Annotated in this window: 13 protein-coding genes and 3 tRNA genes; 6 read left to right on the top strand and 10 right to left on the bottom strand. The window is 61.0% G+C overall.

The genetic code is table 11. The annotated features are described in order from the left end of the window. The first annotated feature begins 81 nt into the window (after window positions 1-81). Window positions 82-1,716: a glucose-6-phosphate isomerase gene (gene pgi / locus ACZCWR_RS10715; protein WP_487300738.1), complete on the top strand. Its 1,635-nt coding sequence runs from the start codon at window positions 82-84 to the stop codon at window positions 1,714-1,716. 42 nt (window positions 1,717-1,758) lie between these two features. On the opposite strand, the gene ACZCWR_RS10710 is transcribed toward pgi, so the two are convergent. Next, the gene (locus tag ACZCWR_RS10710) at window positions 1,759-2,460 is read right to left on the bottom strand and encodes an ABC transporter ATP-binding protein (protein ID WP_487300737.1); all 702 of its coding nucleotides are present in this window, start codon (window positions 2,458-2,460) and stop codon (window positions 1,759-1,761) included. Between ACZCWR_RS10710 and ACZCWR_RS10705 the strand changes: the two genes are divergently transcribed. Beyond that, entirely contained in the window at window positions 2,459-3,118 is a 660-nt protein-coding gene (locus ACZCWR_RS10705) for an arylesterase (RefSeq protein WP_487300736.1), read from the top strand. The genes ACZCWR_RS10710 and ACZCWR_RS10705 overlap by 2 nt on opposite strands. Window positions 3,119-3,256: 138 nt before the next feature. Then, window positions 3,257-3,598, top strand: a complete 342-nt coding sequence (locus ACZCWR_RS10700; RefSeq protein ID WP_487300735.1) for a hypothetical protein — start codon at window positions 3,257-3,259, stop codon at window positions 3,596-3,598. A gap of 83 nt (window positions 3,599-3,681) precedes the next feature. Here the strand turns inward: ACZCWR_RS10700 and ACZCWR_RS10695 are convergent, their stop codons facing one another. From ACZCWR_RS10695 to tig, 8 genes are all read right to left on the bottom strand, one after another. After that, the gene (locus ACZCWR_RS10695; protein ID WP_487300734.1) at window positions 3,682-5,607 is read right to left on the bottom strand and encodes a SurA N-terminal domain-containing protein; all 1,926 of its coding nucleotides are present in this window, start codon (window positions 5,605-5,607) and stop codon (window positions 3,682-3,684) included. 293 nt (window positions 5,608-5,900) lie between these two features. Next, window positions 5,901-5,977 (bottom strand) — tRNA-Asp (locus tag ACZCWR_RS10690). A gap of 34 nt (window positions 5,978-6,011) precedes the next feature. Further along, window positions 6,012-6,087: transfer RNA gene (locus ACZCWR_RS10685), tRNA-Val, on the bottom strand. Between the two features lie 64 nt (window positions 6,088-6,151). Continuing rightward, window positions 6,152-6,487, bottom strand: a complete 336-nt coding sequence (locus tag ACZCWR_RS10680; RefSeq protein WP_487300733.1) for an HU family DNA-binding protein — start codon at window positions 6,485-6,487, stop codon at window positions 6,152-6,154. 206 nt (window positions 6,488-6,693) lie between these two features. Next, on the bottom strand, window positions 6,694-9,117 hold the full coding sequence (gene lon / locus ACZCWR_RS10675; protein ID WP_487300732.1) for an endopeptidase La: 2,424 nt from the start codon (window positions 9,115-9,117) through the stop codon (window positions 6,694-6,696). Between the two features lie 188 nt (window positions 9,118-9,305). Continuing rightward, complete coding sequence (gene clpX / locus ACZCWR_RS10670) at window positions 9,306-10,577, bottom strand: ATP-dependent Clp protease ATP-binding subunit ClpX (protein WP_277187554.1); 1,272 nt, start codon at window positions 10,575-10,577, stop codon at window positions 9,306-9,308. Window positions 10,578-10,737: 160 nt separating this feature from the next. Continuing rightward, window positions 10,738-11,391 (bottom strand): ATP-dependent Clp endopeptidase proteolytic subunit ClpP, encoded by a 654-nt coding sequence (clpP, locus tag ACZCWR_RS10665; RefSeq protein ID WP_277187555.1) that lies wholly within the window; start codon window positions 11,389-11,391, stop codon window positions 10,738-10,740. Between the two features lie 139 nt (window positions 11,392-11,530). Further along, complete coding sequence (tig, locus tag ACZCWR_RS10660) at window positions 11,531-12,877, bottom strand: trigger factor (RefSeq protein ID WP_487300731.1); 1,347 nt, start codon at window positions 12,875-12,877, stop codon at window positions 11,531-11,533. Between the two features lie 107 nt (window positions 12,878-12,984). On the opposite strand from tig, the gene ACZCWR_RS10655 reads away from it, so the two are divergent. From ACZCWR_RS10655 to ACZCWR_RS10645, 3 genes are all read left to right on the top strand, one after another. Continuing rightward, on the top strand, window positions 12,985-13,155 hold the full coding sequence (locus ACZCWR_RS10655) for a hypothetical protein (protein WP_487300730.1): 171 nt from the start codon (window positions 12,985-12,987) through the stop codon (window positions 13,153-13,155). A 209-nt stretch (window positions 13,156-13,364) separates the two neighbouring features. Further along, window positions 13,365-14,528: a glycerate kinase gene (locus ACZCWR_RS10650; protein ID WP_487300729.1), complete on the top strand. Its 1,164-nt coding sequence runs from the start codon at window positions 13,365-13,367 to the stop codon at window positions 14,526-14,528. Window positions 14,529-14,726: 198 nt separating this feature from the next. Further along, a tRNA-Leu gene (locus tag ACZCWR_RS10645) sits at window positions 14,727-14,813 on the top strand. A 68-nt stretch (window positions 14,814-14,881) separates the two neighbouring features. Here the strand turns inward: ACZCWR_RS10645 and ACZCWR_RS10640 are convergent. Beyond that, window positions 14,882-15,268, bottom strand: coding sequence for a hypothetical protein (locus ACZCWR_RS10640; protein ID WP_487300728.1), 387 nt, complete (start codon window positions 15,266-15,268; stop codon window positions 14,882-14,884). Between the last annotated feature and the right edge of the window lie 8 nt (window positions 15,269-15,276).

The raw sequence follows: 15,276 nt of genomic DNA, 5'->3' as shown, positions 1-15,276 counted from the left end.
ACGTCAGGCGCCGGGTGCCGGCCGCGCCGAACGGATTTGCACGAACGTATTCCTCTGTCACTCTAGACCCACGGACCGCTCATGACCCAAACCTCGACGCTCAACTCGCTTCCTGCCTGGTCGGCGCTCCAGTCGCACTACGAGACCATCTCCAACGAACGCCTGCGCGACTGGTTCGCGGCCGAGAAGGACACCGCGCCCACGCGCGCCGAACGCCTGACTTTCGAAGGCGGCGGACTCACTATCGATTTCTCGAAGAACCGCATCACCGACGCCACGCTCAAGCTGCTCATTCAACTCGCCGAGGAAGCCGGCGTGACGAAGCGGCGCGATGCCATGTTCGCGGGCGATCACGTCAACATCACGGAAGATCGCGCGGCATTGCACACCGCACTGCGTGCGCAATCCGCCGATGCGCCCTTCTACGCGCAAGTCGAAGCCGAGAAGGCCAAGATGGCCGCCTTCGCGAACAAAGTGCGCGACGGTTCGTGGACGGGTTACACCGGCAAGCGTATTCGTCATGTGGTGAATATCGGCATTGGCGGTTCGGATCTCGGGCCGAAGATGGTCGTGCATGCGCTGCATCATCTGGCATCGAAGGAACTGGATACGCACTTCGTCTCGAACGTCGATGGCGCGGATCTCTGGAACGTGCTGCAACAGGTCGATGCCGAGGAAACGCTCGCGATCGTCGTGTCCAAGACTTTCACCACGCTCGAAACCATGACCAACGCGCACTCCATGCGCGACTGGTTCATCAAGTCGGGTTGCCCGGAAGATCAGTTGTCGAAGCACTTCGTCGGCGTGTCGGCGAACCCGGCGGAAGTGGTCAAGTTCGGCATCGCGAAAGAAAATGTCTTCGAGATGTGGGATTGGGTCGGCGGGCGTTATTCGCTGTGGTCGGCGGTCGGTTTGTCGATCGTGATCTCGGTCGGGCCGGAGAATTTCGAAGCGCTGCTGCAAGGCGCGGCGATGATGGACGAGCATTTCCGCACCGCGCCGCTTGCGAAGAATCTGCCGGTGCTGATGGGCATGATCGGCATCTGGTATCGCAACTTCTTCGGCTCGCAAAGCGATCTGATCGCGCCGTATTCGCAGGCGCTGCACTATCTGCCGTCGTATCTTCAGCAGCTTGAGATGGAGAGCAACGGCAAGTCCGCGCGTCTGGATGGCGGCATGGTCGATTATCCGACCGCCGCCGTGATCTGGGGCGAACCGGGCACCAACGGCCAGCACGCGTTCTTTCAAATGCTGCATCAAGGGCCGACGATCATCCCGATCGACTTCATCGCGCTGCTGACGCCGGAGCATCCGCTCGTCGATCATCATGCGAAGCTGCTGGCGAACTGCTTCGCCCAAAGCGAAGCGCTGATGCTCGGCCGCACGCTCGAAGAAGCGAAGAAGGTCGCGGGTCCGGGCAAGGAAGCGCTGGCGACGCATTTGAGCTTTCCGGGCAATCGTCCGACGACCACCATCATGCTCGATGCGCTGACGCCGCAAGCGTTGGGCGCGCTGATCGCGCTGTACGAGCACAAGGTGCTGGTGCAAGGCACGGTGTGGGACATCAACTCGTTCGATCAGTGGGGCGTGGAACTGGGCAAGATTCTCGGCAAGGTGGTCGAAGCGGATATCACCGCCGCGAGCGCCGATCCGAAGAAGCACGATTCCTCGACGTCCGCGTTGATCGAACGTGCGCGCAAGGCTTTGAAGCGTTGATGTTGCGTGCCTGAGAAAAAGCCCGCTGTTTTGCGGGCTTTTTTATACGCTCAGGCCGTTGACGAGCCGCCCTGCTTCGATGGTCACCGTCGCATCGCAACGTTCCGCGAGTTCGATATCGTGCGTGACGAGCACGAGCGTCGCGCCATTGCGGCGGTTCATCTCGAACATGAGATCGATGATGGCGTAGCCCGTGGCGGCATCGAGGCTGCCGGTGGGTTCATCGGCGAACAACACCGTGGGATGCGTGACGAACGCGCGGGCCAGCGCCACGCGTTGTTGCTCGCCGCCGGACAACAGTTTGGGATAGTGGCCGGTGCGTTCCTTGAGGCCGACTTGATCGAGCAACGCACGCGCGCGCGTCGCGATCTCGGCGTGCGGCAGTTCCGCGCGCAGTTCGAGCGGCAGCATGACGTTTTCGAGCGCGGTGAGATGCGGCATCAACTGGAACGACTGGAACACGAAGCCGACCGCACCGCTGCGCAATGCGGCGCGTTCGTCTTCGCCGAGCACGGATAACTCCTTGCCGAGCAGGCGAACCGAGCCGTCGCTTGCGCTGTCCAATCCTGCAAGCAGGCCGAGCAGAGTCGACTTGCCCGAACCCGATGCGCCGACGATCGCCACGCTGCTACCCTTCGCGATGGACAGATCGATCCGGTCGAGGATCGTGAGCTCGCCCGCTGCGTCCTTCACCCGCTTGCACAACCCCCGTACTTCGATGACCGGCTCGATATTGTTTTGCATGGACACCTTGAAAAAGAACTCGCTTGCCTTGTTTTGCGTCTGCCTGGCCGCTTTGTCTTTGGCGGCTCATGCAGCCGATGCGCCCATCGCACAGAAGCCCGCAATCGTCGTGCTCGGCGATAGTCTCTCGGCGGAATACGGCCTGCCGCGCGATACCGGCTGGGTCAATCTGCTGCGCCAACGCCTCACGCAGGAGCGTTTCGATTATAGCGTCGCCAATTCGAGCATCAGTGGTGACACCACGAGCGGCGGGCGCGCGCGGCTAACTGCCGTGCTCACGCGCCTGAAGCCCGCGGTAGTGATCGTCGAACTCGGTGCCAACGATGCCCTGCGCGGCGTGCCGCTCGCGACCACGGAGGCGAATCTGCGCGGGATCGTCGAGGCATCGCAGGCGGCGCATGCGAAGGTTTTACTCATCGGCATGTACGTTCCACCCAACTACGGCCCCGACTACACGCAGAAGTTCCACGCGGTGTACGAGCAGATCGCGAAAGAAAAGAACGTGCCGCTGGTGCCGTTTCTGCTCGCGGGTTTCGAGAACAAGCCATCCTTGTTCCAGGCGGACCAGATTCATCCGACAGTGCAGGCCCAGCCATTGCTGTTGAACAATGTCTGGCCAGGCTTGAAACCTTTGCTGAGCGCGAGTGCGTCGAAGTGATCGACGCCGCCGCGCCAGCGCTAAACAAACCTAAATCGATACGCGGAACACGGCCACGATTCAGGACTCAGACTTCTGAGCTTTCGCGTCACTCTGATCACTCCGCTCGCGCTCCGAGCGACTCTACAAGGAGAACACGTGAAATACGCTCCCCTTCTCGCATTGACCATTGCGATCTCCGCCTGCGCTTCGCAGCCGCCCGCAGGCGTCCAGCAAGTCGGCAACAGCAGCAAGCCGCCGAAGGTCGTCGCCCAATGCGTGGCGCACGCCTGGGCGGACAAGACGCAGCAGCAAGTGGTGTCGCAGGACGTGCTCGCGAACGATGGCGCGGTGGATGTGTTCGTGCCGGGTCAGCAGCCGCCCAATGGCGCGGCAGCGGTCGTGCGTCCGGCACCGGCCGGTCCGGGCACGTGGGTGGGTTTCCGCGCGGCCGGTGGCGCTGGCAGTCAGGCAACGGGTGACATTCAGGCTTGCCTGTGATTCTTTGACTTAACGTATCTCAAGCAAAAAAGCCCGCTTCCTTTCGGTAGCGGGCTTTTTGTTTGTCGCGAACAACGCGCTGCTTACTGGCCTGAAGACGGTGTAGGCGCCGCGCTGTACTTGACCTTCGAACGCGCTTTGAGCGAATCGAGATACGCGTTCATGTCCGACTGCGCGTAGACCTGCGCGATCTGCTGCTGCGCGCCCGTCAGACGATCCGCCGCCACCGGCGCCGCCTTTTCGATGCCATTCACGCGGTAAATCGCGTAACCGTCCGCGCCGAGATCGACACCGACATACGCCGGCAGCTTCGACGCATCCGCCTTGAAAATCGCGCTCAACGCGGTGGGCGGCAAGCCCTGTGCATCATTGCGCGACACGGCGATCTGCGACGTGAAGCCATCGCTCGACTTCGACTTCTGCAAGTCGGCAAGTTTCGCTTCGCCTTCCTTCTTCGCCATCGCTGCCGCCAGCTCTGCGACGACCTTCGTGCGCACAGCGTCCTTCACCGCATCGAACGCGGGAACGGTGGCGGGTTTGTAGTCGGTCACGTGAGCGGAAATCAGCGTGTTGTTGCCGACATCGATTGCCTGCGTGTTGTTGCGGTCCTTGACCGAGTCCGGCGCGAAGACTGCGGCGAGGAACTTCGCGTTGTTCAACGGGCTGTCGGGCGGCAATTGCGGATTGGGTTTCGGACTGAGCGTGGCGGTCTGGAGCGTCAGCTTGTACTTGTCAGCCGTGGGCTGAAGCGTTTTTGCCTTTTCGTACACGCTGTCGGTGAAGCCTTGCGCATCGTCGGCGAAACCCTTCGTGCCTTGTTGAGCCGCGTAGTCCTTCGCGATGGCGTCCTTCACTTCGTCGAACGGCTTGGTGGCTGCGGGCTTCACGTCCGTCGCCTGAATGATGTGATAGCCGAAATCCGACTCGACGATATCGCTCACGTCACCCTTCTTCAGGTTGAACGCGGCGTCGTCGAACGCCTTGCCGCCAGCGATCTGGCCGCGCGAGAAGTAGCCCAGATCGCCGCCCTTGCTCGCCGAACCCGGATCGTCCGAGTTCTTCTCCGCAATCTGCGCGAACTGATCGGGATGCGCCCTCACTTCCGCGAGAACCTGCTCGGCCTTCGCTTTCGCCTTGGCCTTGTCCGCCGCGCTCATGTCCTTCGGCGCGTTGATCAGGATGTGGCTCGCGCGCACTTCGCCTTCGGTGCGATAGCGCTGCACGTTGTCGTCGTAGAACTTCTTGAGATCGGCATCCGCCGGTTTCGACGATGCCGCGATGGTCGAAGGCGACAGCACGAGATACTGCACCGTCGCGGTTTCCGGCGTCGCAAAGTCATTGCGATGCGCGTCGTAGTACGCGGTCAGTTGCGCATCGGTCGGCTGCACTTTGGACGTGTAATCGGCCGCGCGCAGCGACAGACCTTGCACGTCGCGCTTCTGCTCCGAGAGTTCCGTGAGGCTTTGCGCCAGCGTCTTCGACGTGAACGCCGTCGATTGAATGCTGGTCGGAATCTGCTCGTTGGCAATGGTATAGCGCATGCGCTCGTCGTATTGCTCGGGCGTCATGCCCTGCATGGCGAGCAGTTGCTTATAGCGGTCGATATCGATGGTGCCATCGGGCTTCCGCAACGACGCGATACCCGGATCGTTGAGCAAGGCGCGGCGCACGGCGTCATCCGATGCGGTGAGATGCAAACGCTGCGTCTCATCCGACAGCGCGCGCTGTTGCACGAGGCTATCGACCATCGCGTGGCGTGTCTCGGGCGTATCGAACATTTTGGCGTCGAACTGCGCGCCGAGCATCGAGCGCGCACGGTCTACCTGCTGCCGGAAGGCGCTATCGAATTCCGCGCGCGTGATCTTGTGCCCGTTGACGCTGGCGACGTACGCGTTTTCATCGAAGTAATTGGAGAAGCCCTGAATCCCGACCATGCCCAAACCCGGCACGATGATCAGGATCAGCAGTGCCATCATCAGGCGCTGGTGGTTGCGGAAAAAGTCGAGCATGCGTAGCGCTGCGTGGTTGGAACAAAACGCTCGATATTACAACAGTGGGCGGGGAAAAGGCGAAAGGCGCAGTGGATTTGGCGTGAAGCCGCCTGTGCGTTGGCCAATTTTGTTTAAGAATCAGCGGCTTATCGGACCATTGCGAGCGACGAAAATATTGCCGTGAATTGCCTTGTTTCGCGTGAATTCGGCACGCCGGACAAATACTTAGCATCCTTAACGAATGCCAATTAGCAAGCGCAAAACAAAAATCCCGCAGGCCGTGAAGCCTGCGGGATTTTCATTCGAGATTCTGGCGGAGCGGACGGGACTCGAACCCGCGACCCCCGGCGTGACAGGCCGGTATTCTAACCAACTGAACTACCGCTCCATTTCTACTTCGTTAGCTTGGATGAACCCGGAACTGGTGGGTGCTGAGAGGCTCGAACTCCCGACCTACGCCTTGTAAGGGCGCCGCTCTACCAACTGAGCTAAGCACCCGAATTCATCCTTGCATTTACTTGCACTCGCCTGAAGATGTTGTGCACCGTTCCCAGCGAGTCCGCTAGTTTAGCGCATCCTTCAGCGCTTTGCCAGGGCGAAATTTGGGAACCTTCGCGGCCTTGATCTTGATCGCCGCGCCCGTGCGCGGATTGCGGCCCGTGCGCGCCACGCGCTTGCCGACCGCGAACGTGCCGAAGCCCACGAGCGTCACCGTGCCGCCCTTCTTCAACGTCGCATGCACGCCGCCGATGAGCGCTTCCAATGCACGTTGCGCCGCTGCCTTGGAGATATCCGCCTGCTGCGCGATATGGTCGATCAGTTCTGTCTTGTTCATTGTGATCCCCGAATCTGTGTTGGCCCGATGATGTCGATGTGTTCTCGCCGATTTGCATCGCATGGAGAAACAACGCGATGCGGGCTCATTAAACGCAGCCGAAAGCGCCGTGTCAACGAGGGTTCCGCCCAATGCACGAGGTCTCGCGCGTGCTTTAGAAGCGCTCTTCGGATAGTCGGCAGCCCAAATGAAAAAACCCGCGAAGACTTCTCGCGGGTTTGATTTCGACTGCGCAACCAAGGTCGCGCAGTCGCTGTGCAAGAACAGCTTTAATGCTTCACGACATCGCCTGAGGCCGGGGCATCCTTCGCTTCGGCAGCGACGGGTGCGGCAGGCTTCGGTTCTTCATCCGGCAACTGTTCGGGCGCGCGTTCGAGCGCAAGCTCGAGCACACGATCGATCCAGCGAACCGGCACGATCTCGATGGCGTTCTTCACGTTGTCGGGAATGTCGGCCAGATCCTTCGTGTTCTCCTCAGGAATCAGCACGAGCTTGATGCCACCGCGATGCGCCGCCAGCAGCTTCTCCTTCAACCCGCCGATCGGCAGCACTTCGCCGCGCAGCGTGATTTCGCCCGTCATCGCGACATCCGCGCGAACCGGAATACCGGTCAGCACCGACACCAGCGCCGTGGTCATCGCGATACCGGCGGACGGACCGTCCTTCGGCGTCGCGCCTTCCGGCACGTGAATGTGGATGTCCTTCTTCTCGAACGATTCATCCGTGATGCCGAGACGACGCGAACGCGAGCGAACCACCGAGCGCGCCGCTTCGACCGATTCCTTCATCACGTCGCCAAGCGAACCGGTACGGATCACGCCGCCCTTGCCGGGCATCACCGCCGCTTCGATCGTCAGCAAGTCGCCGCCGACTTCCGTCCACGCCAGACCCGTGACCTGACCGATCTGGTTTTCCTTCGCGGCCAGACCGAAGTCGTACTTGCGCACGCCGAGGAACGTGTCGAGGTTCGGGCCATCGACCTTCACCGCGCCTTCTGCCTTCTTCAGCAGCAACATCTTCACGACCTTGCGGCAGATCTTCGAAATTTCACGCTCGAGCGAACGCACGCCAGCTTCCCGCGTGTAGTAACGAATGATGTCGCGGATAGCTTGTTCGGTGACATCGACCTCGGTGTCCTTCAGGCCGTTGTTGCGCTTTTGCTTCGGCAACAAGTAACGCGTCGCGATGCTGACCTTCTCGTCTTCCGTGTAACCGGACAGGCGGATGACTTCCATCCGATCGAGCAGCGGCGGCGGAATGTTCAGCGAGTTCGACGTCGCGACGAACATCACGTCCGACAGGTCGAAGTCCACTTCAATGTAGTGGTCCGCGAACGTATGGTTCTGTTCCGGATCGAGCACTTCCAGCAAGGCCGACGCCGGATCGCCGCGGAAATCCATGCCCATCTTGTCGACTTCGTCGAGCAGGAAAAGCGGATTGCGCACGCCGACCTTGGTCAGGCTTTGCAGGATCTTGCCCGGCATGGAACCGATATACGTGCGACGGTGACCGCGAATCTCGGACTCGTCATGCACGCCGCCCAGCGCCATGCGCACGAACTTGCGATTCGTCGCGCGGGCGATCGACTGCCCGAGCGAGGTCTTGCCGACGCCCGGAGGCCCGACGAGGCACAAAATCGGCGCCTTCACTTTTTCCACGCGTTGTTGAACCGCGAGATATTCGAGAATGCGTTCTTTGACCTTTTCGAGACCGTAGTGGTCTTCGTCGAGCACGCGCTCGGCGTTGGTCAGGTCGTTGTTGACCTTGCTCTTCTTGCGCCACGGCAAGCCGATCAACGTGTCGATGTAGTTGCGTACCACCGTAGCTTCGGCCGACATCGGCGACATGAGCTTGAGCTTTTTAAGCTCGGCATCGGCCTTCTTCTTGGCTTCCTTCGGCATGCGCGCGGCGGTGATGCGCTTCTCGAGTTCTTCGAGATCCGCACCTTCCTCGCCTTCGCCCAGTTCCTTCTGGATGGCCTTGACCTGCTCGTTCAGGTAGTACTCGCGCTGGCTCTTTTCCATCTGACGCTTCACGCGCCCACGGATGCGCTTTTCGACCTGGAGGATGTCGATCTCGGCTTCGAGTTGCGCGAGCAAATGCTCGAGGCGCTCGATGACCGGAAACATCTCCAGAATGTGCTGCTTCTGGTCGAGCTTGAGCGGCAAATGCGCGGCGATGGTATCCGCCAGACGACCCGCTTCGTCGATACCCGACAGCGAGGTCAGGATCTCCGGCGGGATCTTCTTGTTGAGCTTCACGTACTGATCGAACTGCGAAACGATCGCACGGCGCAGCGCTTCGGTTTCGGCGCTATCGGCGTGGTCGGGTTCGAGCGGCATGACATCGCAGGAGAACTGCGTTTCCTGCTCTTCGATCGACAGCGTTTTCGCGCGCTGCAAGCCTTCCACGAGCACCTTCACGGTGCCGTCGGGCAGCTTGAGCATTTGCAGGATGTTGGCGACGCATCCCACTTCGTACATGTCCTTTTCGGTCGGCTCGTCCTTCGCCGCCGTTTTCTGGGCGACGAGCATGATGTGCTTGCCGCCTTCCATCGCGGCTTCCAGGGCCTTGATCGACTTGGGCCGCCCAACGAAGAGCGGAATCACCATATGCGGGAATACGACTACGTCACGCAGCGGGAGCAGCGGCAACGTAATGCGTTCCTGCGGCAGGAGTTGGGTTCCTGACATTTTCATTTCCCCAGTAGTTGAATCGGTTCGTTCGTAAGTAAGGCCATCAAACGCTATTGCAAGCCTTTATCGGAAGGGAAAAGTCGTTAGTCCAAATTCGTCAGTCACATCCACAAGATAAACCGAAAAAATAAACAAAGGCCGTTCACGTCGCCATGAACGGCCTTTCGCCGACACACAGCCCTGCTTTAGTTGGAACCCGCTACCTTCGGCGCATCTTCATAGATGAGCAGAGGCTTGCCGTCGCCGTCGATGGTGTTGTCGTCCACGATCACTTTCGAGACGCCCTTCATCGTCGGCAGTTCGTACATCACGTCCAGCAATGCCTGTTCCAAAATCGACCGCAGACCGCGCGCGCCCGTCTTGCGGCGAATCGCCTTCTGCGCAATGGCCTGCAACGCGGCCGGGCGAATCTCAAGCTCCACGCGTTCCATCGCGAACAGCTTGTGATACTGCTTCACCAGCGCGTTCTTCGGCTCGATCAGGATCTTGACCAGCGCGGCTTCGTCCAGCTTGCCGAGCGTGGCCACCACCGGCAGACGGCCGATCAGTTCGGGAATGAGACCGAACTTGATCAGATCTTCCGGTTCGACTTCGCGCAGCACTTCGCCGGCGTCGCGGTCCTGCTTGCTCTTCACGCTTGCGCCGAAGCCGATGCCAGTCTTTTCCGTGCGATCGGTAATGACCTTTTCCAGCCCGTCGAACGCGCCGCCGCACACGAACAGGATGTTGGTCGTATCGACCTGAATGAAATCCTGATTCGGGTGCTTGCGTCCGCCCTGCGGCGGCACGGATGCCATCGTGCCTTCGATCAGCTTGAGCAGCGCCTGCTGAACGCCCTCGCCCGACACGTCACGCGTGATGGACGGGTTATCCGACTTGCGGCTGATCTTGTCGATTTCATCGATATAAACGATCCCGCGCTGCGCCTTGTCGACTTCGTAATTGCAGTTCTGGAGCAGCTTCTGGATGATGTTCTCGACGTCCTCGCCGACATAACCGGCCTCGGTGAGGGTCGTGGCATCCGCGATCACGAACGGCACGTTCAGCATGCGCGCGAGGGTTTGCGCGAGCAGCGTCTTGCCGGAACCGGTCGGGCCGATCAGGAGAATGTTGCTCTTGGACAGCTCGATTTCGTCTTTCTTGTCGAGATGCTTGAGCCGTTTGTAGTGGTTGTACACGGCCACCGCGAGAATTTTCTTCGCGCGTTCCTGGCCGATCACATACTGATTGAGGATGTCGCTGATTTCCTGCGGGCTCGGCAGGTCGGACTTGGTCAGCCCGGCCTCTTCCGCCGCGCCGGCCGCCTCGTCGCGAATGATCTCGTTGCACAGGTCGATGCATTCATCGCAGATGAACACCGACGGCCCGGCAATGAGCTTCTTCACCTCATGCTGGCTCTTTCCGCAGAACGAGCAATACAGCAGCTTTTCGCTGCTGGAACCTTTTTTGTCCGCCATAAAAGTGTAAGCCTCCGGACACTCTCGTTACATGATACGCGCTTCGATTGGGCCACGCAGTTCAGGGACCGCGCGGCCTGTCGATGTACGTTTGCGCCTGACGCCCGCCCGATTCTCCGGGAGCCGGCGCGACGTCACGAAGGACGTCTCAGGACATTCTTCAAGGACGCTTGTGCAAAACCTGATCGACAAGACCGTATGCCTGCGCATCGTCGGCCGACATGAAGTTGTCGCGGTCGGTATCGCGCGCGATACGTTCCACGGGCTGACCCGTGTGATGCGACAACAACTGATTCAACCGTTCCTTCAGGTACAAAATTTCGCGTGCCTGAATTTCGATGTCCGATGCTTGTCCACGTGCGCCGCCGAGCGGCTGGTGAATCATCACGCGCGCATTAGGCAGCGCGACGCGCTTGCCTTTCGCGCCGGATGCCAGCAGGAACGCGCCCATGCTCGCCGCCAGACCCATGCACAACGTGGTGACATCCGGCTTCACGAACTGCATGGTGTCGTAAATGGCCATGCCGGCCGACACCGAGCCGCCGGGGCTGTTGATGTACAGGCTAATGTCCTTATCCGGATTTTCGCTTTCGAGGAACAACAACTGGGCAACGACGAGATTCGCCGACTGGTCGTTGACTTCGCCGACGAGAAACACCACGCGCTCTTTCAGCAGGCGCGAGTAGATGTCGTAGGCGCGCTCGCCGCGGCCGCTCGTTTCCACGACCATCGGGACGAGGCCGAGCGCCTGGGCTTCGAAGTCCCGCGATGCGTGGGACGCCAACGTGTCGAGCAATTCAGCGCGAAAGGTCATGCAATTTCCTTATTCGGAATAGGGATACTGACCGCAAGAGACAGGCATTAGAACGGCATGCCGACGCACAACTTTAATGCAAAAAAGGCGTGCGAGCCGTCTTGTCCGACGACTCCACACGCCCCCCGAGCCGAACGCGTCAGGCCTGCGCCGTTGCGCTTGCCAGTTCTTCGAAGCTGACTTCCTTGTCGGTCACCTTGGCCTTGCCGAGCACGAAATCGACGACGTTGCTTTCGACGACATACGCTTCCATTTCGGCGAGGCGCTGCTGGTTCGAATAATACCAGCGGACGACTTCCTTCGGGTCTTCGTAGCTTTTCGCGAATTCGTCCACTTCCGCGCGAATCTGTTCGGGCTTCGCCTGCAGTTGGTTGGCGTTCACCAGTTCGGCGAGAACGAGGCCCAGCTTGACGCGGCGCTCGGCCTGCTCGGCGAACATTTCAGCCGGGATCGGTGCGTCGGCGGCATTCGGCACGCCGCGCTGCTGCAAGTCCTGACGCGCCATTTCCACCAGACGCTGCTGGTCCTGCTCGATCAGCGCCTTCGGCACGTCCAGCTCGGAAATCTTGAGCAGTGCGTCCATGACCTGATTCTTCACGATCTGTTGCGTGCGGCGCTTGGCTTCGCGTTCCAGATTTTCCTTGATCTCGGCGCGCATCTTGGTGAGATCGCCGTCTTCGATGCCGAGCGACTTCGCGAATTCCGCGTCCACTTCCGGCAGATGCGCCCATTCGATCTTCTTGAGCGTGATGGTGAAGTTTGCCGTCTTGCCCGCGACATCCTTGCCGTGATAGTCGTCCGGGAACTTGAGGTCGAAGTCGCGCGTTTCGCCGGCCTTCAGGCCCGTGGCGGCTTGCTCGAATTCGGGCAGCATGCGGCCTTCACCCAAAACGAACGCGAAGTCTTCCGCGCTGCCGCCTTCGAAAGCGACGCCATCCAGCTTGCCGACGAAGTCCAGCGTCACGCGGTCGCCGTTCTGTGCGGCCGTGTCCGCGCCGCCGTCGCCATGCTCGCCGCCTTCGCCGCGTGCGTGGAAATGCACGCGCTGCTTGCGCAGGATGTCCAGCGTGCGATCGACTTCGCCTTCCGAAATGGTGGTGACGGTGCGCTCGATTTCAGCGTCGGCCACGTCGCCCAGTTTCACTTCCGGATAGACCTCGAAGGTCGCGTCGAAGGCATAGGCTTCGTTTGCGCTTTCGACCTTCGGCGCGAAGCTCGGCTGTCCGGCCACGCGCAGGTTCTCGGCGCGCGTCACGTCGAAAAATTCCTTGCCGACCTTGTCGCTCAGCACTTCCGCCTCGACCTGGCCGCCGTACTGCTGCGTGACCATCTTGAGCGGCACCTTGCCCGGGCGGAAACCCGGCATGCGCACGGTCTTGGCCAATTGGCGGATGCGCGAATCCACTTCTTTCTGCACGGTTTCCTTCGGCAGCGAAATGGTCACGCGGCGTTCGAGCTTGCCGATGTTTTCAACAACGTTAGCCATGGCTTCAATCGTCCTAGAGTAATTCGATGATGTTCGGTGGTCGGTTCTTCCGCGGTTCTAAAGGCGCGGGTCCGCATGTCTGTCTGGTTCGGGCCAGGACCGGCTCCGTGTCGAAAAACGCGCGCGATGCGCAGGGTTTCTTCATCGAAGCCGCCGTCGGCGCCTTGCCGACAACAGAGCCAAGTATTTTAGCAAACAAATCGGACGAGTCCGTAAAGGATCATCGACCGGTGCGATCCACGCAATTTCGCGGTGAATTGAGGCCGGTTTCGGCGTAAATCCGCGTTTTCCGCATTGGCGGGACCGCGCACAATTCCGGTTATCGCAGCGGCGCTATTCTTCCTCGGCCGATGCGCTGATAAGCTTGCCGGCGCACGTTCCACGCGCCCGCTGCGCGCCGTTCGCGGACCATTGACGCCGCGCATCGCGGGCATGCGCGAAATGCATCATTCGTGCGCTTTCTCAAGATCAGAACATCCGAGACATCATGCCTAATGCACTGAACGCAACGAACGCCGCCTCCATTCCCATAGTTGTCATCGCACCGGACTCTTTCAAGGGGTCGCTCTCGGCGGAAGGCGTCGCGGATGCCATCGCGCAAGGTATTCGACGTGCGCGGCCGGACGCCGATATCCGCATTCGTCCGATGGCCGACGGCGGCGAAGGCACGCTCGACGCCATGCTGGCGGCAGGCGGAGAACGTCGTCTGCTCGATGTGCGCGGCGCGTCGGAAGCGCGCCGGAAAGCGGCCACAGCGTTGCTGGCGGACGGCAGCGCGATCATCGAGACGGCGGAAGTGGTCGGCATCACCGATCCCGATGGCATGGCCGTGCCGGTCACGGAGCGCAGCACGCTCGGCATGGGCGAAGCGATCCGCGCGCTGCTCGACTCCGGCGCGCGGAAGTTTTTCGTGGCGCTCGGCGGCAGCAGTACGAACGACGGCGGCGCGGGCCTGCTCGTCGGCTTGGGCGTGAAGCTGTTCGATTCGAACGGACAGGAACTCGCGCCCGTGCCATCGGCGCTGGCGAAGATCGCGCGGATCGACGCTTCGGGGCTGGACCCGCGCGTGAAGGAAGCGGAATTCGTCGGCATGTCGGACGTCGATAATCCGCTCACGGGCGATCACGGCGCGACCGCGATTTTCGGCCCGCAAAAAGGCGTGACGCCGGAGCAGATCGAATCCGTCGATGCCGCCCTCGCCCATTTCGCCGATGTGCTCGAACCGGCCATGGGCCTCGTCAAGCGCGACGAACCCGGCGCGGGCGCGGCGGGCGGACTCGGCTTCGCGCTGCACATGCTGGGCGCGCGTTTCGAGACCGGCGCGGAAGTCGTGGCACGCGAGATCGCGCTCGATGCCGCGCTCGAAGGCGCGAACTGGCTCATCACCGGCGAAGGCCGCTCGGACGTGCAGACGTTGCACGGCAAGGCACCGTTCATCGCCTGCAAGCACGCGCGCGATGCGGGCGTGCCCGCCACGCTCTTGTCCGGCGCGGTGGATTCGGCCGCGTTGCCGCGCCTGTCGGAATACTTCAGCGGATGCTTCTCGCCCGCGCCCGGCCCGATCACGCTCGCCGTCGCCATCAGCGATGCCGCGCGCCTGCTCGCGAACGAAGCGGAGCAACTCACGCGGCTGCGCTTCGGCTCGAAGTGACGGTCACGCAAGCCGCGTTTCGCAGCCCGAAATCACGCTGCGCATCTGCCTTCCGATTTGGCAGACATGTGAAAGCGTATGAGTTAGAATCTCGCGCTTGGCACATTGGACCGGTGCCGAACGCGGCGGCTTCGCCGGGCAGGATCGAGCAGCAACGCAAGGCGTAGCGGATCGTTCGGCCCATGCGCGCGCTGTGTTGCGAGGGTGGCGAAATTGGTAGACGCACCAGGTTTAGGTCCTGACGCCCGCAAGGGTGTAGGGGTTCGAGTCCCCTCCCTCGCACCATCCCGAACCCCTTTCCATCGAAAGGGGTTTTTTGTTTTTGGGCTGTGCTGAACGTGCGCCTTGAAAGCTCAGAGGTGAATATCGTTAAGCTCGATATTGATCACTTCGCCCTTCGCCTGCGAACGTCCCACGAAGTCCACGCCCGACTGTCCCATCACCTTGCGAATTTCCTCGGGTATGCGCTCGCTCGCCTTCGCCGCCGCGATCGGGCGATCGAGGTTGGTGAGAAACTCGCGCACGCTCGACGGCTGCAAGAAGATGAACACGTTCAGCGGAAACGACTGCTTCGCGTCCGGCTGACGATGCGCGGTGATATGCAGTCCCATCGTCGGCGATGCGCTCATCTGGCGCGGGCAGACATGAAAGTCGAAGCCAAAGTTCTTCGCCACGCTGCGCACGAGGAACGGCATGCATTTATCGCCGAATTGTTTGTTTTCGGTCTTGCTCAAGGCCATGATGCCTC

The sequence above is a fragment of the Caballeronia sp. A2-2 genome, assembly GCF_057612605.2.
Note: the sequence above shows the minus strand (reverse complement) of the source record. Positions and strands in the feature narration are given on the sequence as shown.

Bases quoted from the DNA above. Each gene is read 5' to 3' on its own strand.
- pgi (WP_487300738.1), top strand. From the start codon at position 82: ATGACCCAAACCTCGACGCTCAACTCGCTTCCTGCCTGGTCGGCGCTC.
- ACZCWR_RS10705 (WP_487300736.1), top strand. From the start codon at position 2,459: ATGGACACCTTGAAAAAGAACTCGCTTGCCTTGTTTTGCGTCTGCCTG.
- ACZCWR_RS10710 (WP_487300737.1), bottom strand. From the start codon at position 2,460: ATGCAAAACAATATCGAGCCGGTCATCGAAGTACGGGGGTTGTGCAAG.
- ACZCWR_RS10695 (WP_487300734.1), bottom strand. From the start codon at position 5,607: ATGCTCGACTTTTTCCGCAACCACCAGCGCCTGATGATGGCACTGCTG.
- ACZCWR_RS10680 (WP_487300733.1), bottom strand. From the start codon at position 6,487: ATGCGATGCAAATCGGCGAGAACACATCGACATCATCGGGCCAACACA.
- lon (WP_487300732.1), bottom strand. From the start codon at position 9,117: ATGTCAGGAACCCAACTCCTGCCGCAGGAACGCATTACGTTGCCGCTG.
- clpX (WP_277187554.1), bottom strand. From the start codon at position 10,577: ATGGCGGACAAAAAAGGTTCCAGCAGCGAAAAGCTGCTGTATTGCTCG.
- clpP (WP_277187555.1), bottom strand. From the start codon at position 11,391: ATGACCTTTCGCGCTGAATTGCTCGACACGTTGGCGTCCCACGCATCG.
- tig (WP_487300731.1), bottom strand. From the start codon at position 12,877: ATGGCTAACGTTGTTGAAAACATCGGCAAGCTCGAACGCCGCGTGACC.
- ACZCWR_RS10650 (WP_487300729.1), top strand. From the start codon at position 13,365: ATGCCTAATGCACTGAACGCAACGAACGCCGCCTCCATTCCCATAGTT.
- ACZCWR_RS10640 (WP_487300728.1), bottom strand. From the start codon at position 15,268: ATGGCCTTGAGCAAGACCGAAAACAAACAATTCGGCGATAAATGCATG.